The 22667-nt window shown below is 55.2% G+C and carries 17 protein-coding genes; 4 read left to right on the top strand and 13 right to left on the bottom strand.

Annotated elements, in window-relative coordinates:
* Positions 1-92: 92 nt before the first annotated feature.
* Together K2F33_RS08180 and K2F33_RS08175 are read right to left on the bottom strand one after the other, a co-directional pair.
* Complete coding sequence (locus K2F33_RS08180) at positions 93-890, bottom strand: ABC transporter permease (protein WP_094598014.1); 798 nt, start codon at positions 888-890, stop codon at positions 93-95.
* Positions 891-1859: an ABC transporter ATP-binding protein gene (locus tag K2F33_RS08175; RefSeq protein ID WP_263881399.1), complete on the bottom strand. Its 969-nt coding sequence runs from the start codon at positions 1857-1859 to the stop codon at positions 891-893.
* A 446-nt stretch (positions 1860-2305) separates the two neighbouring features.
* Between K2F33_RS08175 and K2F33_RS08170 the strand changes: the two genes are divergently transcribed.
* Positions 2306-4051: an ABC transporter ATP-binding protein gene (locus K2F33_RS08170; protein ID WP_263881398.1), complete on the top strand. Its 1746-nt coding sequence runs from the start codon at positions 2306-2308 to the stop codon at positions 4049-4051.
* Positions 4048-5853, top strand: a complete 1806-nt coding sequence (locus K2F33_RS08165; RefSeq protein ID WP_263881397.1) for an ABC transporter ATP-binding protein — start codon at positions 4048-4050, stop codon at positions 5851-5853. Before K2F33_RS08170 ends, K2F33_RS08165 begins: the two co-directional genes overlap by 4 nt.
* A gap of 150 nt (positions 5854-6003) precedes the next feature.
* Here the strand turns inward: K2F33_RS08165 and K2F33_RS08160 are convergent, their stop codons facing one another.
* Complete coding sequence (locus K2F33_RS08160) at positions 6004-7005, bottom strand: NADP-dependent oxidoreductase (protein ID WP_263881396.1); 1002 nt, start codon at positions 7003-7005, stop codon at positions 6004-6006.
* Between the two features lie 97 nt (positions 7006-7102).
* On the opposite strand from K2F33_RS08160, the gene K2F33_RS08155 reads away from it, so the two are divergent.
* Positions 7103-7507 carry a MerR family transcriptional regulator gene (locus K2F33_RS08155; protein WP_076173042.1) on the top strand — a complete coding sequence of 135 codons (405 nt, stop codon included), beginning with the start codon at positions 7103-7105 and terminating at the stop codon, positions 7505-7507.
* A gap of 93 nt (positions 7508-7600) precedes the next feature.
* Here the strand turns inward: K2F33_RS08155 and K2F33_RS08150 are convergent, their stop codons facing one another.
* From K2F33_RS08150 to K2F33_RS08130, 5 genes are all read right to left on the bottom strand, one after another.
* Complete coding sequence (locus K2F33_RS08150; RefSeq protein WP_263882309.1) at positions 7601-8830, bottom strand: family 8 glycosyl hydrolase; 1230 nt, start codon at positions 8828-8830, stop codon at positions 7601-7603.
* A gap of 202 nt (positions 8831-9032) precedes the next feature.
* Positions 9033-9941, bottom strand: a complete 909-nt coding sequence (locus tag K2F33_RS08145; protein WP_263881395.1) for a phosphotransferase family protein — start codon at positions 9939-9941, stop codon at positions 9033-9035.
* Positions 9942-10034: 93 nt separating this feature from the next.
* Entirely contained in the window at positions 10035-10835 is an 801-nt protein-coding gene (locus K2F33_RS08140) for an inositol monophosphatase family protein (RefSeq protein ID WP_263881394.1), read from the bottom strand.
* Positions 10836-10926: 91 nt separating this feature from the next.
* Positions 10927-11709, bottom strand: coding sequence for a TrmB family transcriptional regulator (locus K2F33_RS08135; RefSeq protein WP_263881393.1), 783 nt, complete (start codon positions 11707-11709; stop codon positions 10927-10929).
* A gap of 168 nt (positions 11710-11877) precedes the next feature.
* Positions 11878-12687, bottom strand: coding sequence for an AraC family transcriptional regulator (locus K2F33_RS08130; protein WP_089549298.1), 810 nt, complete (start codon positions 12685-12687; stop codon positions 11878-11880).
* Between the two features lie 116 nt (positions 12688-12803).
* On the opposite strand from K2F33_RS08130, the gene K2F33_RS08125 reads away from it, so the two are divergent.
* On the top strand, positions 12804-14045 hold the full coding sequence (locus K2F33_RS08125; RefSeq protein WP_263881392.1) for an MFS transporter: 1242 nt from the start codon (positions 12804-12806) through the stop codon (positions 14043-14045).
* A 235-nt stretch (positions 14046-14280) separates the two neighbouring features.
* Here K2F33_RS08125 and K2F33_RS08120 read toward each other — a convergent pair whose 3' ends face one another.
* From K2F33_RS08120 to K2F33_RS08100, 5 genes are all read right to left on the bottom strand, one after another.
* Positions 14281-18126 (bottom strand): discoidin domain-containing protein, encoded by a 3846-nt coding sequence (locus K2F33_RS08120; RefSeq protein WP_263881391.1) that lies wholly within the window; start codon positions 18124-18126, stop codon positions 14281-14283.
* A 458-nt stretch (positions 18127-18584) separates the two neighbouring features.
* On the bottom strand, positions 18585-19475 hold the full coding sequence (locus K2F33_RS08115; RefSeq protein ID WP_263881390.1) for an anti-sigma-V factor RsiV: 891 nt from the start codon (positions 19473-19475) through the stop codon (positions 18585-18587).
* Position 19476: 1 nt separating this feature from the next.
* Complete coding sequence (locus K2F33_RS08110) at positions 19477-19983, bottom strand: RNA polymerase sigma factor SigV (protein WP_373309603.1); 507 nt, start codon at positions 19981-19983, stop codon at positions 19477-19479.
* Between the two features lie 119 nt (positions 19984-20102).
* Positions 20103-22061, bottom strand: coding sequence for an acyltransferase family protein (locus K2F33_RS08105; RefSeq protein WP_412973973.1), 1959 nt, complete (start codon positions 22059-22061; stop codon positions 20103-20105).
* Between the two features lie 175 nt (positions 22062-22236).
* Entirely contained in the window at positions 22237-22626 is a 390-nt protein-coding gene (locus tag K2F33_RS08100; protein WP_263881389.1) for an RsiV family protein, read from the bottom strand.
* Positions 22627-22667 lie beyond the last annotated feature (41 nt).

Below are 22667 nucleotides of genomic sequence, written 5' to 3'. Positions count from 1 at the left end.
AAATAGATATGAAATAAACGCGAACGTTCGCGGTTATGCGTTCCGTGCATCCATGCCCCAACCGGAGGGGCTATTTTCGTCCTACCTGCATTTTACCGATTCCGTTCCGATCTCGTAAACATCAATGTGCCGACGATCGTGAAGACCAGGAAGAATCCTGCCATCACGAGCAAATCTGTCACCGGATGGTACAGCACGACCTGCGAGTAAACCGGCGTCCCGGAATAAAACACCGCCCGGGCTAAATCGATGCAGTACGTCATCGGCATAATATGGGCGAGAAAGCCGAGAATGCCGGTGGAATGCTGGATCGGAATCATCGCTCCCGACAGGAACATCTGCGGCATAACGAGCAGCATCGAACCGATATCCGCCGTCTTACTGTCTTGGACAAACCCGATGAAGAAAATACCCAGCGATCCGCCGATCAGGCAGAACAGCGGCGTAATGAGAAACAGCCATACAATATGCATGCCGCCTAATGGAATTTGCATCAGGAGCGCAACGATTAGAATGCCGATCAGCCCCACGATGCTGGTGAAGCTGGAACCGATCATTTTACCGAGGATAATGGAATACCTGGAGATCGGGGACACATACAGCTCCTGCGTCAAATTCTGGTTCCTTTCCTCGATCAGGGAGCTCATCCCCGTGATAAGGCCCGTGAACACGCTGTTCACGATCATGCCGATCATCATGAACTGCAAATAATTGTAGCCGAGATTGCCGGCCATGTTCTGCGACAGGCTTCCACCGAAGATGCCGATGAAAATGATCGGAAAGACGATGCTCACGATCATCAGTACCGGATTTTTGATTCCCTTCGTAATTTCCCGTGCGGCGATCGCCACGACCGCGTTGCTTTCCTTTTGCGCTTTGGTCATGAGCATTTAGACCGCCCCCTTTCTCGATTCGTTGTTCTGACTCTGCTGCACCAGGCTCAGATAGGCTTCCTCCAGCGTCTGCTGGTGCACTTCCATCCGGCTTAATGGCGTTTGCAGACGGGCTACGAGGGACTGCGGCGTTTTATCCTGAAAACGGACCCGGAAGCATTGTTCCTCTTCGGTAAAAGAAACCTGAAGCTCCTCCAGCTCCGCCCGCAGCGCCTTCCGGTCGCCGGCATCGATCAGCATGCTTTTGTCACCCAGCAGCTTGTGTTTGATCTCTTCCGGCGTTCCGAGCACCGCCACTTTGCCGTGCGTGATCATGCATACCCGGTCGGCTTCCTCCGCTTCTTCCAAATAGTGTGTCGTCAGGAAAATCGTAATGTTTTCCTCCTTGCGGATCTTCTGCAGATAGGCCCACAGCGATTGGCGGGCAGAAGCGTCCAGCCCCTGCGTCGGCTCATCCAAAAATAAAATTTGCGGCTTGTGCATCAAGCTGCGCATGATTTCCAGCTTGCGCTTCATCCCGCCGGAGAAGCCTTTGACCTTCTTGAACAAATTGTCGTGAATGCCGACGATGGCGGCCAGCTCCTCGATCCGCTGCTTGTATTCCTTCGGCATCATGCTGTAGAACGGCCGGTAGGCATAAACGCCATAGATGCTGACATGGAGGCGGATGTTCTCTTCCGCCGTCAAATCGAGGTCCAGGCTCGGGTTTTGAAAAATAATGCCGACATTCCGGCGTACCTTCGCCGCTTCCTTCTCCACGTCATAGCCGGCGATCATAACCGTGCCTTCGGTTTTGGACAGCGTGGTGGTCAGGATCGAAATCGTCGTCGTTTTCCCCGCTCCGTTCGGGCCCAAGAAGGCGAAAAATTCGCCCCGCCCCACCTCGAAACTGATCCCGTCCACGGCCGGACGTTTGCTGTTTTTATATTGTTTTCGCAATTGTTCTACGCGAATGATGGGCTCCATCTTCATACCTCCCTTGATTCTGGGTCACCAGCCAAGGCCTGCAACAAGCAGCGCCAAGCTTGTGAACGGTACTAAGATTAAACCTACATTATGAACTGAATATGAACTGGAGGGGCTCCGCATGCGGATCATGCTTCCGATCCCTGTTATTCCCAGATTTCCATGGAACGGGTAGAAGGTTGAAATCCGGGAATAAAGGGGACCACTTCGTTTCTTCAGCATGAATCCGCCTGCTACGCCTGAAGGCAAGGGGGATGGCACGCACTGCAAGCCTTGCAGCCACCCTGAGACAAAACGCCGATAAAGTTTGGATTTAGTCAAACTTTATCTTGAATCGCTTCCAAATTATTGTATGATGGATATTATTTGCATCCGGTCAATTATGAAAGCCGGGCGAAAGCTAGTCACCATACATAAGGTTTCGTTTGGAATTGGGGGGTTTTACCATGCAACAATCCGCAAAACCATCGATGTCCTGGCTGCTGAAGTATTTGAAGCCGGTCCGGGGGCGGCTGCTCCTGCTGCTTATTCTGCTGCTCGCCTCGACCGGGGCGCAGCTGGTCAATCCGCAGATCGTGCAGCGCTTTATCGACACGGCCGCCGCGAACGGCATCGTCTCGAGCCTGCTCGTGCTGGCAGGGATTTACCTGGTTTTTGCCGTGCTGAACCAGGTCCTGACCGTGGCGATCAGCTATCTCGGCAACGACGTGTCCTGGCGCGCCACCAACCAGCTGCGCGGCGACCTGCTGAAGCACTGCCTGCGGCTCGACATGCGGTTTCACAACTTGAAAACGCCGGGCGAAATGATCGAGCGGATCGACGGGGACGTCACCAACATGTCGAACTTTTTCGCCATGTTTATCATTAAAGTCATTGGCAGCTTCGTGCTTCTTGCCGGCATTCTCGGCTATATGTTTACGATCAATTGGCCGATTGCCTCGGTCATGACCCTGTTCACTTTGGCATCTATTGGGGCCATGGTGTTCATCCGCAATCTGGGCGTCACTTCCTCCAAAGATGAACGCGGTGCCAGCGCGGCCCTGTTCGGTCTGATCGAGGAACGGATCGCCGGCATTGAGGACGTTCAGGCGAACGGCAACGTGCCGTACGTCATGAACCGCTTCTACCGCTCTATGCGAAATGTGTTCCTCAAAGGTCGCAAAGCCTGGATGCTGCGCGTCATTCCCTGGAATACAACGGTCGTGCTGTTCGCCATCGCCGTGACGGCGGTGCTGATGCTCGGTGTTCATTATTTTCTGACCGACCAAATATCGCTCGGCACGCTATTCCTGATCTATCAATACACCCAAATGCTGAACGATCCGATCGAGCAGCTCGGGGATCAGGTTCAGGAATTCCAAAAGGCCAAATCCGGCATGCTGCGCTCCCAGGAGCTGCTGGCGAGCCGCACCGAGATCATGGAAGGGTCACAAACGGCTCTGCCTGACGGAGCGCTTGGTCTGGAATTCGACCATGTCCATTTCAGCTATAACCCGGATAAGCCGGTACTCCACGATATTACGTTCACCGTCCGGCCTGGCGAGCGTCTGGGCATCATCGGACGTACCGGAAGCGGCAAGTCGAGCCTCAGCCGGGTCCTGCTGCGCCTGTACAATATCAACAGCGGCACCGTCCGGGTGGGGGGCGTAGACATCCGCGACCTGAAGCTCGAGGCGCTGTACCGCCGGGTCGGCATGGTCACGCAGGACGTGCAGTTGTTTGACGGCACGCTCCGGGACAATCTGACGCTGTTTGACGGCAGCATATCGGACGACTATATTCTGGGCACGACCGAAAGGCTCGGACTCAAGCAATGGATCGACTCGCAGCCGGAAGGTCTGGATACGCATCTGAAGGCCGGCGGCGCCTCGCTGTCCGCCGGGGAAGCGCAGCTTTTCGCCCTGACACGGGTCTTTCTGACCCAGCCGAGCCTGGTGATTCTGGATGAGCCGTCGTCCCGGCTGGATGCCGCTACCGAAGCGATGCTGCAGTCTGCCGTGGATCAGCTCATGCAGAACTGTACGGGCATCGTGATCGCACACCGGCTCTCCACGCTGGAGCAGGTCGACCACATTATGGTGCTGGGCGACGGCCGGATTCTTGAATTCGGGGAACGGGAGGTATTGGCGAAAGACCCAACCTCACACTACGCCCAGCTGCTGATTACCGGACGAGAGGAGGACTTGGCATGACCGTAACCCGGTTTATCCAGCGCCTGTTTACGTATAACATCTCGCTGTTTATTGTGAACGGCCTCTTGTGGGGGCTGTTCCATTCCATGCCGCTGCTGCTGGGCCTTGGTATGCAGTGGTTTTTCGACCGAGCGACCGGCGAGTCGCATAACTATTTGTGGCTCGTCGCCCCGCTCATTTTTATCGCTATCGTCCGCATATCCCGGACCGGCGTCTTCTTCTGGGCCTTTTTTAAATGGGTCACCTATATTTACGACATCCAGGCGATTCTCCGCACGAATATGCTGAAAGGCATCATGCGCTGGCCCGGACGCAACCTCCCCGCTTCACCGGGCGAAGCCGTGAGCCGGTTCCGCGAAGACGTGGATGAAGTGGTCGAATACGTGGAGTCCTGGGTCGACTTCTGGGGACGGTTTGCGTTTGCGATCATCTCCCTGGTCATCATGGCCCGCATCAACTGGCAGATCACTCTGGTCGCGATTCTGCCGCTGGTTGCGGTGACGCTGCTGAACAATCTGTCCGGCAACCGGGCGAGACGCTACGGCCAGCAGAACCGCGAAGCCACCGGGCGCATCACCAGCTTCATTGCCGAGTCTTTCGGCGCGGTGCAGGCGCTGAAGCTGGGGCAGGCCGAGGAGCATGTCCACCGCCGCTTTGTGGAACTGAATGAATCGCGGCGGCAGGCGGCGCTGAAGGATAACCTGTTCAAGCAGTGGATGCGCTCGCTCAATCAGCATGTGCTCAGCATTTGTACCGGCATTATCCTGCTCATGTGTGCCTCGGCGATGAAGGCCGGACAGTTTACCGTCGGCGATTTCGCCCTGTTTACCTCATACATGACCAATATTGCGTTCAGTATTTCTCTGTTCGGATATATGGTTTTTCAGCATAAAAGACTTAAGGTGTCCCTCGACCGTATGAGTGTTCTCTTCCGGCCAGGGGAGCAGGAGCGGATCATGGATTTCAGCGAAACGTACCTTTACGGCGAACCGCCCGAGCTGCCCGTGGTCGAGCGCAGCTCCGACGACCGGCTGCAAACGCTGGAAATCCGGAACCTTTCCTACACCTATCCGGGCTCGGAGAACGGAATTACTGATGTGAACTTTGCGGTGACAAGAGGCCAGTTCGTCGTGATCACCGGACGGATCGGTTCCGGCAAATCGACCCTCGTCCGCACGCTGCTCGGCCTGCTGCCCAAATCGGGCGGTGATGTGCGCTGGAACGGCCGCGACATCGATCCGGCGGCGTTCTTGGTTCCGCCGCGGTCCGCTTATACGCCGCAGGTTCCGCGGCTGTTCAGCGACACGCTGCAGGAGAACATCGTCCAGGGCAGCCCGCCCGAGGCGGATGCGCTCGCCCGGGCGATCCGGCTGGCCGTCATGGAGAAGGATATCGAGGACCTGGAGAAAGGTCTCGATACCTTCGTCGGCCCGAGAGGCGTTATGCTGTCCGGCGGCCAGATCCAGCGCGCTGCCACAGCGCGTATGATGATGACCGAGTCGGACCTGTTTATTTTCGACGATCTGTCGAGCGCGCTCGACGTCGAAACGGAGAAGAAGCTGTGGGAGGGTCTCTTTGAGGAGCGCGACGTCACCTGCATCGCCGTGTCCCACCGCCGGGCAGCGCTGGCGCAGGCCGACCACATCATCGTGATGAAGGACGGCCGCATCGAAGCGGAAGGCAGCCTTGCCGAACTGCTGGAGTCCAGCACGGAAATGCAGCTGCTGTGGCAGGGCGAACCGACGGATTCATCGGAGTCGGGTGAGCAAACTGACAGCAAAAACGAGACGGTGAAGGTCTGAACCACTTCATCACTTGGTGATAGCCAAACAGCCCCGGCCCAATTGCGGCCGGGGCTGTTCATGTTATTTACCCATAGACGGGTTTCCCCAAGAAGACTATTCCGATTTGTGGTGGATTGAATAATTTTCCATTTCAGATTTCGAACTACATTAGTTACCGGTAGGCAGCAGGACCAGCTTGCCGCGGGCGCGCCCACTCAGGCTGATGTCGAGTGCTGTGCGCCATTTATCGAGCGCGAAAGTCCGAGCAACAGGGACAGTGAACTTGCCGTCCGCTGTGTACTGGGCGAACTCGCCGAGAACATCGTAGTTCTGAGCCTCATCCATGGAGAGCTCTGTGAAGGTGGTGCGGACACCGAGCTCGGCGGCTGCGGTGAAGTCGCTAATGGTTAAGACGCGACGAGGATCACCTTCGACGATTTGGATAAGAGCAGGCAGTGCTCCACTCGGCGGTGCTGTATCCAGAACCATATCCACCGGCTGTCCGGCCAACTCGGCTACGCGCTCAACCATTCCGTCGCCGTACGAGGTCAGCTCCGCTCCCATCGCGCGGAGCTGATCGGCGTAGCTATCCCCGGCGGTAGCGATCACTCGGGCACCTCGCATCAGGGCGATTTGGACGGCGGCAATGCCTAGCATGGTTCCGGCTCCGTGCACAAGGAGGGTATGATCCGACTTCACCCCCAGCACTTCAATGTGTCGATAGGATGTTGCGACTGCGAGCGGCAGTGCCGCAGCCCGCACGAAGTCGAGTCCTTCCGGGATACGTGCCCAATGGTCCAGAATTGCTTGTTCAGCCGCGCCACCGCTCAAGGCACCGGCGTAGTCGGCGATGCCTAGGACGGCGTCGCCGATCGCGACATCATTGACACCCTCACCGACCGCATCCACAATCCCAGACACATCCAGACCAATGCCGCGAGGCAGATCACCGGGAAACAGACCTTTGCATATTCCCCAGTCGGCTGGATTTAGCCCGCAAGCGTGCACTTTCACACGAATACGCCCGAGACCGGGGCTAGGGATCGCAGCCTGTTCCAAGCGCAGTACTTCTGCCGGTTCACCGTATTGATGTAAACGGACCGCGCGCATTGTTGCAGGGGTTGATGTTGAATTGTTCACATCACTACTCGACGAATCAAAACTCCTCATTTCGATTTCCCTCCATTTTGTCTTGGTAGTCTGTGTTACAATGGAATCATAAACTATGAAGTTAACTTGAAGGCAAATCATTTAGAGGGGATTTACATTGAAAATCCATGAGTTAGCAATAAAAACAGGCTTGACAGCCCCTACCATTCGATTTTATGAGAAGGTAGGTTTGTTAGACAGTCGTTATGTTCTTAGGGGGAAAAATAACTATCGTGACTATTCAGAGGAGACAGTCGAACATTTGAAGATCATTAAGAGGCTGCAGAGCGTTGGCTTTTCTCTAGACGAAATGACAGAACTCTTTCAAGAATATACTGTGGATAAGCTTACGATATCAAAAGGAATGGAACTCATTGACCTCTTTCGTGAAAAGATACGTGAGATCGAGCAGAAACAGATCGAATTTGAGCAGATTCACAGAACTCTTAATGACATGTTGGAAGCCAAAATTTCATTGATGAACAACTTAAGAACGGAAACCATGTTTGACGACAAAATATAGAAAAGGCCATTTTGTCGTACCGGTGTGCCTCGAATGGGCACTGGGAGTTGATTTGATTATTTTACCGCTACAAAATCCGAATACCCCCAAAAATCAATACGTCCACCAGTTGCCGGACATCACAAGGAGCGAGAACAGCTTAATGCTGTCTTCATAGTATCCTTCGCTTGAGCTTCCGGCCGTATACGTCCACACGGAGTTCAGCCAGGTTTGGTTCGACGAGGAAGTCATGGCGCTGACGCCGAACGGGGCGAAAAAGGCGCCGCTGTTATACGAACCGATGACGCTTCCGTTCAGCTTGTATCCGTCCTTGACGGCGCCCGGGTTGCTGTTCACCTTGCCTTTGATCCAGCTGTTCATCTGGTTCAGCTGATTCAGCGCCCGGTTGTCGCCAGTCATCAGGTAATCGGTCGTAATCCGCCAAGGCGTACGGCAGGAATTATAGGCGTAGGAGCCGTCGGTCGTATCTTCCAGGAAGTCGGCCGGCGCCGGCTTGTACGCGCCTCCCGAGTAGACGACAAAGTCGGGCAGCAATCCCGTCGATGCACTGTAATTTGTATAAATCGAATTGATAATGGAGTAGGTTTTATCAATGACCTTGGTCCACCGGGTATCACCGGTCGCCTGCTGGAACGCCTTCAGATGGTTCAGCATGAAGTCTGAAGGACGGGTCGCCGTAGCGTAGGAGCCGTCGGTAGCCCAATCGCCAAGCCGGAGGGTCCATTGCGTCTGGTTCACGTCGTTTTGCATAATGGCATTGATGATATTTTTGGCTGCCTGCAAGTAGTTCACTGTGCCGCTGCTGCCCCACTGCTTGTCCGCCAACAGGAGCGAATAAGCGATGTCCATATCGCCGTCGGTGGCGGAATCGGCCCCTTCAACATTCTGAAAGCTGCTGTTCTGTTTCCATGCCATCAAGTACGGATTATTGTCGCTGGGATGCTCGGTGTAGTACTTATACAGTCCGTTAAAATAGGTCTGCGCGCTGCTGTCGTATCCGGCCATCAGCACGGTCAGCAGCATGCCGTAGCCATGCGCTTCTGACACCGTCGCGCCGCTTGAATCGTACTTCACATAATATTTGCCGGTCCCGGCCGGCTTCAGGTAAGCTGATTTCCAGCTGTCCCATTTGGATTTGACTGCATCGTCCATCGTGGTCTGGGTTACATGACTCGGCTTGATCGAGCCGCTGGTGTAAGTCGTATGCTGAGGAAAAGGCTTGTTCGGCGCCGCCAGCGCAAATCCGGCGGGAACCATCAGAAAAGCGAGATAACAGATCAGGACGGCTTTGCCGCTTAATGAAAATCTCTTATTTCTTTTCATCACCCATTACGCTCCTTTAATTTCATAGATTAGGAAACAGGTTATGCCTCGGTTCATCTCAGCTGTAACCGCCCGGAACGCCGTCGGCGCGGGCAGCAGATCACAGGATTAACGCAGTCCCACCCCCTCTGAAAGTTAAAGCGCTTTAATATTAGTTTCTCTATTAGTCTACCTGATTTCCAATTATTTGTAAAATATATTTTTATATGTAATCCAACAGCTGCACGGCATTACGCCGCATATCCTCCGTCCGCTGCCTAAAAGCGCAGTAGGCGATATGGTCCAAGCCAATGTGGAGCAAACAGCAGCGGAGACGCTCCTCCATCTGCGAAGGAAAGCCTCCCTGCCGTTCCCAAACATCATTCAGAACTTGCTGCAGATCGATCTCCTGCCACTGCGGATACCAAGGCCACCAGTATAAAAGCCAGGCCATGTCATACAAGGGATCGCCGTAAATGGCATTTCCCCAATCGATGATGCCGGTCAACCCGCCGCGGTCCACCAATACATTCCGGTTCAAAAGGTCGCAGTGAGCGATACCTCTATACTCGGGAAGACGGGGGGCGAGCCGCCGTAAAGCCGAGACACCGCTATCAAAAATTTTGGACTCCGCGGGGAATACATCCAGCCGCTCCCGCCAGCCGGGAAGCCGGTCCCTCGGTCCGGTCACGGACAGCAGCTCCTCACTCCAGCTTGCGCGACGGCCCCCAAGACGCCACTCTCCACCATGGCTTATACTTCCTGTATCTACCTGTTGAAGTCCCAAGAGCGCATCAATCAGCCCCGGAAGGATCAGCCGCATTTCCCCAGCATCAAGCTCATCCAGATGTCCGCCACGGACCCGCCTCGATACGGCATAAAAACCTTCGGATGTCTCTCCGATCAAGGTAACCTCAGGAACGGGTACCATTGGCGGGGCGAGTGAACCCATGACCTGATCTTTTTGAAAATCTTCCACATGAGCGCCGAAACGGATCACCATTTCCTGGCCGTCCAGCGTGAATCCGTAAGCCGTTGACCAGTCTCCGGCACCCACCGGAGCAATATCCTTGGCCCGGCTGTCGAAACGGCTGTTTATAAACCGGACTGCACCAAGAAGATCTGTGTTCATGGGACTTCCTCCTTTAATTACCAGATTACAAGCAGTCTACCAGCCATGTTCCCCCGCTTCAAGTACTGAAAAGGTACGCATGGCTTCATAGCATTAATAGCCCAGTACCCCCGTAATGCCACTGCATAGTTCCCGGCTCCCCGCAATAACGCCGGATGCCCCCCATCCAAACGGCCCGCCGTCCATATCGGTTGCGATTCCGCCTGCCTCCTCAATCAGAAGAGCTCCGGCCATCCAGTCGTAAACTTCCTGCCCGTGCTCCCAATAAGCATCCATCCGCCCGCAGGCCACATAAGCCATCTGGAGCGCAACCGAACCGAGCATACGGATTGCAGTCGTCTCCGGCAGGAGCTTCCCGGTACTCCAGGCGGTCAGCCGCACGTTCTCGGGCTCCTTCTCCACCTTGTTCGGCGGCGCAGTGACCAGCAGGGCGTCGGCAAGTTTGGTTTTCTGCGCCACGGCCATCCGTTCCCCGTTCAGAAAGGCGCCCTTTCCCCGCATCGCATGAAAAAATTCACGCCGGTTCGCATCATACACTGCCGCAAAAACCGGCTGCCCCTCCTCGATCAGGCACAGCGAGGTCGACCAGAAGGCAAAACCCTGATGCAGATGCACCGCGCCATCCACCGGATCAAGCACCCAATAAGTCCCGCCAAACTCCGGCTCACGCTGCTGATCTGCATCCAATTCGGCCTCCGACCATGGAATATCCGGGTAACGGGATTCGAGTATGCTTCGGATGTTCTTCTCTGCCCACGAGTTCGCCTCCACAAACCGGGCGATCATCGCCTCCCGGTCCGCCGGAGCGGGCCCCTGGCCGTATTTGACCAGCAGCTGTCCGCCGGTCCCTTCAAGAACAGTGCGAATTTCTTCAACATTCAGATTTGTTTTCATCTTTCATCCATCTCCTTTTGATATGAGAATTACTTTTCTAATAGTATTCTTGAATACCACTAATGAGTCTCCGAAAAAAGGGGGACGCCTCCTATTCCAGCATCCCGCGATATGGATCGATTATCCGCTCGTAGTGACGTCCGTATTTCTCTTCCAGCTCCCGGCCGAAGTCCTGCTCAATCCGGTCGGCGATGACATCGTGGAAGAACGCATTGTTCAGCAGCTCGATCACCGACGGGTGGTCTGTCTCCAGTGCAGACAGCTTCAGTGATTTGCCGAAGCTGCCGATCAGGGCTGCCCTGCCGTCGCACAGAACGGAAAATTTACGCGAGATTACCTGCGCCCACTCCTCGCTCCGCTGATGTACGATGACGTTCGAAAGCCTGGTGCCCGCCTCGCCGATCGTGATCAGAATGACGTTAATCCCGCGCTGCTGGGCTTCCATCAGTGCTTCCTCCACCCAGTGGACATCCTCCGACCAAATGTCAACGACAATACTCCTATCCGCATTGGCAATCAGCCGGCGGATGGCGGTCTGCAGCGCTTGTTCCCCTTTCCAGGTGTAAAAGGCAGGTGCCGCCTTCGGCGGCGCATCCAGCTCTTCCACAAGCGCCTTCGCCGTCTGCTCAAACTGAGATTTGAGCATGCGGATGAGCTCCCCGATCGGAACGGCATCGTACAGCACCGGATCCGCTTCGATGGAGCGGCAGAAGCCCTTGTCGGTCAGCACCCGAAGCGCCGCATAGACGTTGGTCCGCGATACCGATACCCTTTTCGCCACTTCATAACCTGACAAATGGGGCTCTTCGTGCAGCACGAGGTAGATGCGCGCTTCCAGATCCGAAAGACCGAGGCTTCGCAGTTGTTCGATCATTTTTAGCTCCTCCTTTCGCTAAAGTACTGTAGTGTTATTTTATAATACTACTTAGATATCTTGTCAAGCGTGTATCGATATATTACGGAGAATCCGTCTCGATGATAAGCTCAAAAAACCGCATCCCTCTCGGATACGGTTCGATTTCACAGCTCCAATTTAAGTTTTTTAGATCAAGCGGCGTCCTTCCGATTTCCGGTACTGCTCCGGCGTCATGCCGGTCATCTTGGCAAAGGCCCGGAAAAATTGGCTCGTGCTCGAGAACCCAAGGTTGAAACTGATAACGGTGACAGTGTCCGCGGACGTCTTCAGCTGTTCCATCGCTTCCCTCACCCGGAGCTGCAGCACATACTGATACGGAGGCACGCCCGTCAGGGACTTGAACGACCGGATAAAATGGTACCGGCTCTGCATCGCCATCGCTGCGAGGCTGCTGACGCTCAACTGTTCCGTGAAATGCGCATGCACATATTCGAGCACCTGTGCCAGATGCCGGTCGGCGGCAGCATGGGCCATCTTGGGGCTGGCCGGAACGGTCCCCTCCCAAATCAGCTCCCGCAGATCGCAGATCATCCGGGCTTCCAGCTCCTCCTCCACGAGCGGATCAGCCATGTCGAGAGCCATCATGTCCGCTGTCCATTGCCGAAACACCCTCGATACCCGGCTCACGTCAAACTGCTTTCTGTGCCGGGGCTCACTGTAAACCGAAGAATCACCCGGGTACAGGCTTTCGGGCCGGATCCGGATCACCACCACGCCCGTTCCGTCGCCGATGTAGAAGGAATGCCGGTCGCTAGGCTGCAGCACAATTCCTTCGCCGGGAGGGAGCGCCAGCTGTTTATACTCATGCGTAAAATGGCAGGTCCCTTGAAGCGGAATCGTGATTTGGAATTGATCGTCGTGTGCATGCGGTGTATTTTCGAACGGGCTGGAGAAGCGGTGAACCTCCAGCTGCGGCATTACGATCTGCATTCTCATGTACCCTCACCCCGCTTCAGTATAGCATATCGTGCTCTGTCCAAAAGGCAATTTTCGCTGCGACAGATGCGTGTTCGATCCGCTATGATGGGTAGAAAAAAAGAGGATGTGGAGAAATGTCACAATCTGAAATGACCGTGGATACGGCGAAAAATACGGCTTTGGCCGTTCTGCTCGGCGTCAGCTGCGCCCACCTGCTGAATGATGCGATGCAGTCGGTCGTTCCCGCAGTGTTTCCGCTCTTTCAGCAGCAGATGCACTTGAGCTATACCGAGATCGGCTGGGTTGCCTTCACGCTCAATATTACGGCTTCCATTCTGCAGCCGGCCATCGGGTACTATACTGACCGCCGCCCGCTGCCGCTGCTCCTTCCGCTTGGCATGTTGTTCACCCTGCTCGGTATGGCAGGTTTAGCCCTGGCACCATCGTTTTGGTACCTGCTGCTATCAGCGGCCCTGATCGGGATCGGTTCCTCGGTGCTCCATCCCGAGTCGTCCCGGGTCGCCCACCTGGCCATGAACCGGCGGAAAGGACTGGCGCAGTCCGTATTCCAGGTCGGGGGCAACACCGGCCAGGCGTTTGCTCCGCTGATGGCCGCGTTCATCATCAGCCCGCAGGGTCAGCTCGGTTTTCTATGGTTTATCGTGCTGGCCGGACTCGGCATCGCGCTGCAGCTCAGCGTCAGCCGCTGGTACAGCCGGCAGACCCGTCCCGCCCGGACCGCAAACCGTACCCATCACCAGGAGCCTAGCCGGTTCAGCAAGCGGTTTATTGTGTATGTGCTCGCGATCTTGATCCTCATGCTGTTTTCCAAGTTCGTATATCTCGCCAGCATGACCGGTTATTACGCCTTCTATTACATGGATCAATACCACCTTCCGCTGACCAGCGCGCAGCTGAGTATTTTTGCCCTGCAGTTCGCCGGCATGGCCGGTACGTTCCTGGGCGGTCCGCTGGCGGACCGGTTCGGGCGTCAAAAAATTATCTGGTTCTCCATCCTTGGCACGTCTCCGTTCTCCCTCCTGCTGCCCTATGCCGGGCCGATCGGGTCGGTGATCCTCTGCGCGGCCATTGGCCTGATCCTGATGTCGGGCTTCTCGGTCATTATCGTGTATGCACAGGAGATGCTGCCGGGACACGTGGGAACCGTTGCCGGGCTGTTCTTCGGACTGGCCTTCGGCATGGGCGGCTTGGGTTCGGTCATCATGGGCTGGCTGATGGACTCACACGGGGTAGCGCTGATGACACAGGTATGCGCTTTTCTCCCGCTGCTCGGCCTGTTCGCGCTGCTTCTGCCTAAAGACTCGGTGATCATGGGCGCAGCCGGTAAGGCCGGCAGCAGCTCAGCTTCGGCTTGAGGTGATATACGCACTTAGCGGAAGTTCTTGCGATATAAGGAAGCAAAGTCACTGATACTGACATGCTCTTTATTACTTAACAAAATCAGCAAAGGACGTACGGCCCCATTCCCAAAGAAACGGGATGGGGCTGTACGTCCTTTTTACTGGCTATATACCTTGAACTAGAGAATACCGATGCAAGCAAGGAGTAGAATGTTTCAATTTCAACTTTTCAACTGATATAGCGTTGATATCAAGGATTCACGTTAATGGTGAAGGTCGACGTATTGTTTTTGATCGGCGTGGCGGTGTTCACAATTTTCAGGTTGTTGAAGGTCACCGAGCCGACCGCTGGCCCCTGATTGGGCTCAGGCATTTCGTTGGCCCAGATCCCAAAGCCCGACTTGGCGTCAAATGCATCGCCGCTCTTCTGTGCGCCGGATATCGTAACGTTCGTGAAGATCGTGTCCTTGATCGGATTTTGCGGCTGTCCGTTAAAATAGTTGGTTTGGAACATAATGCCGTGATAAGTCGGGTCCACGATATCCAAGTCGCTTACCCGAATGCCCTGGAACACTTTCGATGCCGAGAACAGCCACATCGCCGGGAAGGTCTGCTGGCCCCAGAAGTGCCCGCCGGCCCGGACGATCGATATATTCTCGAAATTGGTCGTTGGTGAGGCTCCGAAGCCGTTCATCGGGTAGCCGAAGTCCAGCGAGCTGATCGTCACGCCCGAGTAGCACAGCGTATCGGCAATGTAAATGTTGCGGAAAGTGTTGCCGTATCCGCCGTAGACGGCGAGGCCAGCTGCACGCCAGGTCAAGAGCGAAGTCAGGTTTTCATAGACGTTGTCCTTTTCGTCCGCCCCGCCCGCGTCGATCGCCGAGAACAGCGCGAAGCTGTCGTCGCCGGTAGCCCGCGCTTCGACGTTGCGCACCAGATTGTTCGTGCTGCCGTTGGTCATGTTGATGCCGTCGGCAAACGTGTTGCGGATGCGCGAATTGGTAATCGTCATATAATCGGTGTTGGCTCCCCAATACATGCACACCTGATGCTCCGTCCAGATGTTGTCGATCGTCATGTTCGCCACGTTCGAGAAGTCGAACACCTTGCCCGGACCGTCGATACGTGAGGTATAGTTGCCGAAGTAGGCAAAGTTCGCGAACGTGGAGCCGTTCGCCGTGGAGTTGGCCGTAAATCCGACATCTGTGTTGGATTGGTTCGCCGGGGCCACGAAGCGGGTGTACCATGGGCCGGCGCCGACGATTTTAATTGGCTTGCCGTAGACCTGGAATTTGTTCGAGGTCTGATACGTTCCCGGCGGCAGGTATACTCCAACCAGATTGCCTGTCGTATCCATTCGCACTTTATCCAGCGCATTCTGCACGTCCTGATGCGTGAAGCCGGCCGGCACCGCGTATTTGGCCGGATCCGGATTCGGAATCGGCGCAACCTGCTCCAGGCTGACGAAATCGATCGCATAGTTCGTCGTATTGGCCGCATCCTTCTGGAGCCGGATTGTGCTGCCTTTCGGGATGGTGCTGTCGAACATGATATTGGCCTCGTCATAAATATGCCTTGGCGCACCGGCTCCCGGGCTGTTGCTCGGGTTCGCTTCGTCTCCGTAAAGCCAGGCGTAGCGCGACGTCAGATTGATCGTCTTAGTGAAAGTGCCGTTGACGTACACGTTCAGCGTCGCATCGATACCACCGCCCCCGGGTGCATCCGGAATGGAGAACCGGGTCACCAGCGTGTTCGTATTGGCTTTGGTCGTGAACTCAACGTAGCTGCCCGTGCTGTTTAACGTCACGGCTTTACGTCCCGAAGCCTCGCCGGCGAGGTCGCCGATGTTCCGGTTCGGACCGACGATCGCCGCGCCACCTCCAATAACGCCATCTTCGGCCTCATACATGTCGTACGGCATGTTCGCGCCGCGGCCGACAAAGAAGGACTGCGTTGTGACGTTGTTGCCCTGCTTCACCGGCAGTTCGTTGCCGTCAACGGCGATTTCCGTCTTGACGTTATACTTTCCGTTCGCCGCTGTCCAGCTGCCTAAGCTGACCGGTGCAGCTGAAGCCCCGCTGGCGATGACGCCGCTAACCGAGCCCGTCAAGGATTTGATCACCGCGCCGGTCGTCGCATCGGTTAACGTCAGCTTGATATGATGAGCGCCTCCCGCCGAGGCGGCCGTTCCTTGATTTTTAACCGTCACCGTAAAGTTCACCGTGTTGCCGGCCGAAGGGTTGCCCGGCGTCCAGGTCACCGAAGAAGCTACCAGATCGGAGCTCGATACCGGTGCAATCACCAGCGGCGACGGGTTGGTGAAGGCGTTATTGTCTTCGTTTTGCTCAATGACCGACTTATCTTCATCCACCTTGGAGGTCAATTGGTAGCTTCCGGCGTCTTTGGCACCAATGGACAGGGTTACGTTCGTGGAAGCTCCTGCCGCCAAAGCGCCCACCGGTGCGGAACCGACTTTGGTCGTGCCGAGGTAAAAGTTCACCGTCGTTGCTCCGGAGGAAACCGTCCCCACGTTTTTGACCGTGGACGTCAGCGTGACCGCATCGGTCTCTACCGGAGATGCCGGCGTCCAGGACATGCCCGTGATCGTCAGGTCCGGATTCGGAGCGGGCGTTCCGATGACCTGCAGCTCCGCCACTTGGCCGCCGGTCGAACCCGAGTTGGCGGTGAATTTCAGCTGGATATCGCTGGCGGTAGCCGTCACCGGAATCGTCACGGTGTTGCCGGACGCCGGGCTGAAGCTGTACTGCGCAGAGGAGACCAAATTCGTGAAGCTGGTTGAATTCTGGTCATGGCCCAGCACCTGAAGCGTTTGGGTGCGTGGTCCCCAAGCGCTGTCCGGATTCAGCTTCAGCACGATGGACGAAATATTCGCATTCGCGCCCAGGCTGAGCGACAGCGTATTCGGGTACGCATTGGCAGCTCCTTCCCAATAGGTGGTCAGGCTGCCGTCATTGGCATTGGCCGGCACGTAAATGTATTCGTTCGAGGAAGCGGTGATCGGCTTGTTCAGCGCCAGATTCGTGCCCGTGCCCCCGCCCGTGCCGGTTCGGGTCACGGTGTTGCTGGCGGCGGATACGTTGCCCGCCGCATCCTTGGCTTTGACGTAATAGGAGACGGTGGCCGATGCCGGCTGGTTGTCGGTATACGTCAGAGCACTGCCGGCAACGCTCGCACGCAAGGCGTTATTCGCGTAGATATCATATCCGCTTACGCCCACATTGTCCGTGGAAGCGGTCCACGTCAGCTTGATCTGTCCGGAAGCCGGCTCGGTAAAGGCCAGGTTTCCCGGGGCAGACGGGGACTGCGTGTCGCCACCAGCGGCGGAGCCGTACACCTCAAACTCGGAAATCTGCCCAGCAGGCCAGCCCGTGTTTGCCGTAAAGACCAGCCTGACGTATCTGGCTGGAGCTGCGGTAAAGCTGACCGTCACCGTATTGTTGCCGGCCGGATCGAAGGTGTAGCTCTGCGAGGCGGCCAAATTCGTAAAGTTTGCCCCGTCCGCGCTGCCCTGGACCGACAACGTTTGGGTTCTCTTCTCCCAGCCGCTAACCGGAAGCTTCAGGACCACTTTGTTAACATTGTAGGACCCGCCAAGGTCAACCTGAAGCCACTGCGGAAAAGCGTTATTATTGCTCTCCCAGTATGTAGCCTGATTGGAGTCGCCCGCATTCGCCGGCGCGTAGGTCTGGGTAGAAGAGCTCGCGCTCATGCTCTTGCCCGCCGCCAAATTGCCCGGCTCGGCGGCTGCAGTGGCGCTCTCTGCCGCGACTGCATGCTCTGGGGACTTCAGCCCGCCGGCGGAGCTTCCATCCGGCGTATCCGCAGCTCCATCAGCCGGATTGCCCGCGTCTGCGGAGCCTGCAGCCTCACCCGGAGAATCAGCCTGGCCCTTACCGCCGGCCGGATCCGAAGTGCCATTACCGCCTGGCTGCTGGCTACCGGAGGCAGGTACTGCCTCCGCGGGTTCTGCATAGCTCCAAGACGGGGCATAAAAAAACTGCGAAATGAGAAACACGAAGATCAGCGCATACAGAGCCGCCGTTTTCCGTAAAGCCTGAAATTGGTGAGCCGTCATAATCATCCTCCTGAATGGGATACTTGGACCTGGACTACCTGCGACAGGAACTGCCCCGTCTTTAAAAATAAACCGCTTTCATTTTTCTGGGAACCCGGTAATTTCTGGAGCTCACCTCCTTAGCAGCGTGAACGGATATTGGCGTTTGTTCAGACGCCCTTCTCGGGATGGGATGGTATGGGCAGACAGGCTGGGACGAATTGTTGGAAATGCGAAGGGGTTTTGATTTGCTTGCAGAGTCCACCGCTACAAATGGTTGGGTCTGTGGCCGGGCCTTGGTGCCGGATTTGTGTTTCTGGGAAGGAGATGTCAAGTTACGCATTCACTATACTGGAAAAATCTTACGTATGACGATGCGTGTTTGTAAGCTTTTTGTGTCTGTTCCTATGATTTTGGTGAATTCAACCGTACGGGAAACATAAAGACCGGTAAAAGGCGTCCCTTTACCGGTCTTCGCATTACTTGATATACTTGCGGCTTACCAAAGCGTCTGAAATCACCTCGGTCGGAATGATGAACTCGGGAGAGCCCATATATCCCGGCGCTACTTCATATTTGTTGAACACGATGACGAGCTTGCCGTCGTTGTTGATATAGAAGCTGTGGTCCTTTTGGATTGCCCGGAATTCGTCGGTCGGCAGAACCTCCGCAGACCCCGATACCCAATAGAATTTGTCCGCATCCGTCTTCATCTGCTGTTTCATTTGCTCCTTGATGTTGTCGCTGATCAACTGAATGTATCGATCGTCTTTAAACAGCATTGGCAGCGTAATGAGAATTTCGTTCGTTTTATCAATCGTGTCCAGCTCCAATTTCTCGGACGTCGAGCCTCTGCTTTCGTCGACATAACGTTCGATAGACAGGATATCATTATTGTCCGTCTTGATCTTGTAGCCGGCATCTAAGCCCAGGTGGCCGCCGCCTTGCTGCTTCAACGCTTCTATCTCCGCCATGAACTTGTCGTAGAGCGCTTTGTTTTCTTTCAAATACTTTTCATTCAACCCCTGTTCCAGCGGCTTATTGTCCAGATTGGTGACGGCCGGTACCTTGATGTTGGCATGATAGCCCCCGGGTTCATCGACGGCATATTCCTTCCATGTCAGCACTTTGATGATCCGGTCTACGCCAGGGATGGCCGATAACGCATTGGCCACCGCCGGACTGGCATTGACGGTCGCCAGAAAAAGGAGCACCACCGCGCAAGCTCCGGCAGCCCATGTATATTTAACGCGTTTGCGTCTGCTGCTGTGCAAAGATTTGGCTATCGCCTGATCCACGATCCGATCCAGCTCTTCCGGAACCGGTGTATTCTGATACTCTGTCCGCAGCCGTTCCATATGGTTGTTCATCTCATTTAATCTCCTTTAAAGGTTCAACACCTGTCTTCATTCGCATGATCCGAAGCGCTTGGTACAGCCTCGTCTTGATCGTATTCACATTTTCCCCCAGAACCGCGGCTACTTCATCGATTTTCATATCTTCCAAATATCTCAGCACGACCACGGTCCGGTATTTCTCGGGCAGCTCCTCGAGCACTCTCATCAAATCGAAATTCGTATACTCATCCTCCACACCTGGGGCATGTACCTCGATCATTTCATGGTCCATCGCCTGAACCCTTTTGTTCCTGCGTAGAAAGTCCAGTGCGGTGTGGACCACAATGCGGTAGAACCAGCTTTTGACGGCGTCGGGATCCTTTAACCCTTCGATGTGCGTCATCGCTTTATAAATGGAGTCCTGCACGATATCCAGCGCATCCTCCTTATTTTTCACATAACTGAACGCGAGCCTGTACACATTCGCCTGATGCTCTTTAATGCACTGCGTCAGCACTTTTTCCTTTTTCCTTTTCAGCATGTCGTATTACCCTTCTTATGTTTAATCACCGGCTGACCCGGACAGCTTTGCTTCTGATCGCTTCACAGAAACAAGACGAGCGAAGGGAAGCAAAAAGTTTTGGCGGCAGCATTCATAAATTATTCGTTGTATGCCCTAAGGGCCTTTACAAGCAGGAAAGCGTAGAATTCCGCTCCGCTGCGGTTCAAATGCACGCCATCCCGGGAAAAGAAGCCCTCTTTGCCTTCGCTGGCCGAATACCAGTCTACTACTGCGGCATTGCCGAATTCATTGGCAACTTCTGCTATGTCCCTGTTTACGGTATCCTGCCACTGGCGCGGAACACGTGTATTCACCAACAGGATCCGCTTGTCCGCGCCCAGTGACTTCAGCAGGGATCTTAATTGCTTTTTGTTAAAAGGACCGTTGGTGCCGAGCTCGATGATAATCCGGTCGCCGAGCCGCCCCTGGGCTTTCAACCGGTCGACCGTTTCCCCTGCCTGGCGCATTTGCCGGCCGACCTTGCCGTCCACGACGATACCGGGAAGCATCTTTTCCAGGAAAGGCGCCGCGTCCAGCATGACGGAATCGCCGATGGCGCTAACGCCTTTGCCGGAAGGCACCAGCGGATCAGTGGTCTTGGTTGCGGCTGCAGCCAGCTGCCCGTTTTGTTCTTTGGCCCCAGGGGCCGGAAGCGGCTTATCCGCCGAGTTATTCGGCGAGATCGGCTCGTTGTCGGCCTTTTGATTCTTGTTCTCATCCGTCTCTTCTTCATCGGACTCATATGTATGCTCCACCGGCTGGGCCATTGTTCCCACGGCTTCGACGACCTTCACAGCCGGCTCAGGCTTGTTCCATATGTAGTGACTGCAGGCGGCCGTTATCAGAATCACGGGAATAAGGACACTTAGCAAGATGGGGCGAATAGCTCCCTTTCCGGCGAAAAACGATCGATTTCTTTTCACGCTGAATCCTCCTCTACGTAATGGCTCTTCGATATATTGATAGGAGCATGCCGCTAATAGAAAGCTGGCGGACAGCTGGAGCAGGATGCGCGGCAGGCTTGTCCCTTCCGTCTGGACACTCGGGTTTGTCAGGATAATAACTGGATAATGCCAAATATACAGACTGTAAGACCGGACCCCGATCCAGCGCAGACCCTTGCAGCCCATCCACTGGCCAATCCGGCCGGCAGGATGGGCAAGCACGGCGATGACAACCGCGGACAGGAGCGATATGACCAGGAACCCTCCCCGGTAAAGGAAGTCATCATATTCATTTGTCCGGCAGATGAGAATGAGTAGAACGGTAAGCCCCACAACTCCAATCAAATCCAGCAGGCCGCGAGATCGTGACAATACCTGACCCTTCAGCTTCCCGCTTGGCCATACGACAGCCAAAGCAGCTCCGACCAAGAGCGCGAAAGCCCGGGTATCCGTGCCATAATAGGCCCGGCTTGGGTCCGTACCCGGCACATAGATGATCGCCATGCTGAGCGCAGAGATGGCAGCCAGCCCGAAAATGATAAGCGCCAATTTGCCGCGTCGGGGAAAAACTTTCAAACCGATAACCAGCAGCAGCGGCCAAATCAAGTAGAACTGTTCTTCAATGGACAGCGACCACAAATGCCCGATTGGCGAAGGCGGCCCAAAACTTTCGAAGTAGGATACTTTATGATAGATGAGCCACCAATTATTCACATAAAATAGCGATGATAGAAAAGCTCCCCGCAGAGCCTGCAGTCTGCCGGGCTCAATCCGTAACAGCCATAGGGCAACGAACAATAGCATGGCCAGCATGGCAGGCAGCAATCTGCGGGCTCTGCGTGTCCAGAAGCGGAGCAGATTCAGCCTTCCCTCCCTTTTCCACTCCTGAATGATCTGGTCCGTAATGAGATAACCGGAGATGACGAAAAAGATGCCAACGCCGATCAGCCCTCCCTGCGCCCATTTCGCATTCAGGTGATACGCCAACACAGCAAGGACGGAGACGGCCCTGAGCCCGTCGAGTCCGGGCATATACCGTTTCTCCGCTTCCGGCATTTCACCAGCCGTTCCCCGTGAATTTATACTTCTGCGCAGCCTGATGTTGTCGTTCATTTGAAAATTCACCCTAACCTCGTTTTCTTTGATGTATAGGCAAGACGTTGTAACGGGCGGATAAAGTTGTTTCCACTTATTGGAGATACAAATAAGCCAAAAAAGGCACCTCCGGATGCTTCCGGGATGCCTTTTAAACTCTCGTTATACATTATTTTATTGCTTCATGAACGGATTACCCTTTCAGGTTGAAACGGAATTCCGGCGAACCGACGTAACCCGGTGCGATGCTGTATTTCGGAAACACAATCACCAGCTCACCATTCTCGATATAGAACGTTTGCTCTTGAAGAGTCCCTTTGTAATCCTTCAGAAAGTACTTCTCCGGTTCTTTCTTCATATGGGCGAGAATGTCCGCGTCAAGCCGGTCCTTGTAACCTTCCCCAAGGAGGCCGGACAGCGTTACGCGCGAGGCTGCAGCCGAATTTGACACGTTGTACGTATCGATTCGGGGCATGTCCGTCCCGCCCGTACTGCCCTCAGTAATGACCTCAAGCGAGATCATCCCAGCCGGGCTGCCGGTTCCATCCGACTTCAAATAGTAGGAAACGCCATCCGGTGCCAAATGTTCTTCTTTTTCATATCTTTCAACCTCTTCTCTCTTAA

The sequence above is a fragment of the Paenibacillus sp. PSB04 genome (genome assembly GCF_025809195.1).
Taxonomy (GTDB): Bacteria; Bacillota; Bacilli; order Paenibacillales; family Paenibacillaceae; genus Paenibacillus_AQ; species Paenibacillus_AQ favisporus.
This window is presented reverse-complemented; position numbering and strand designations above follow the sequence as displayed.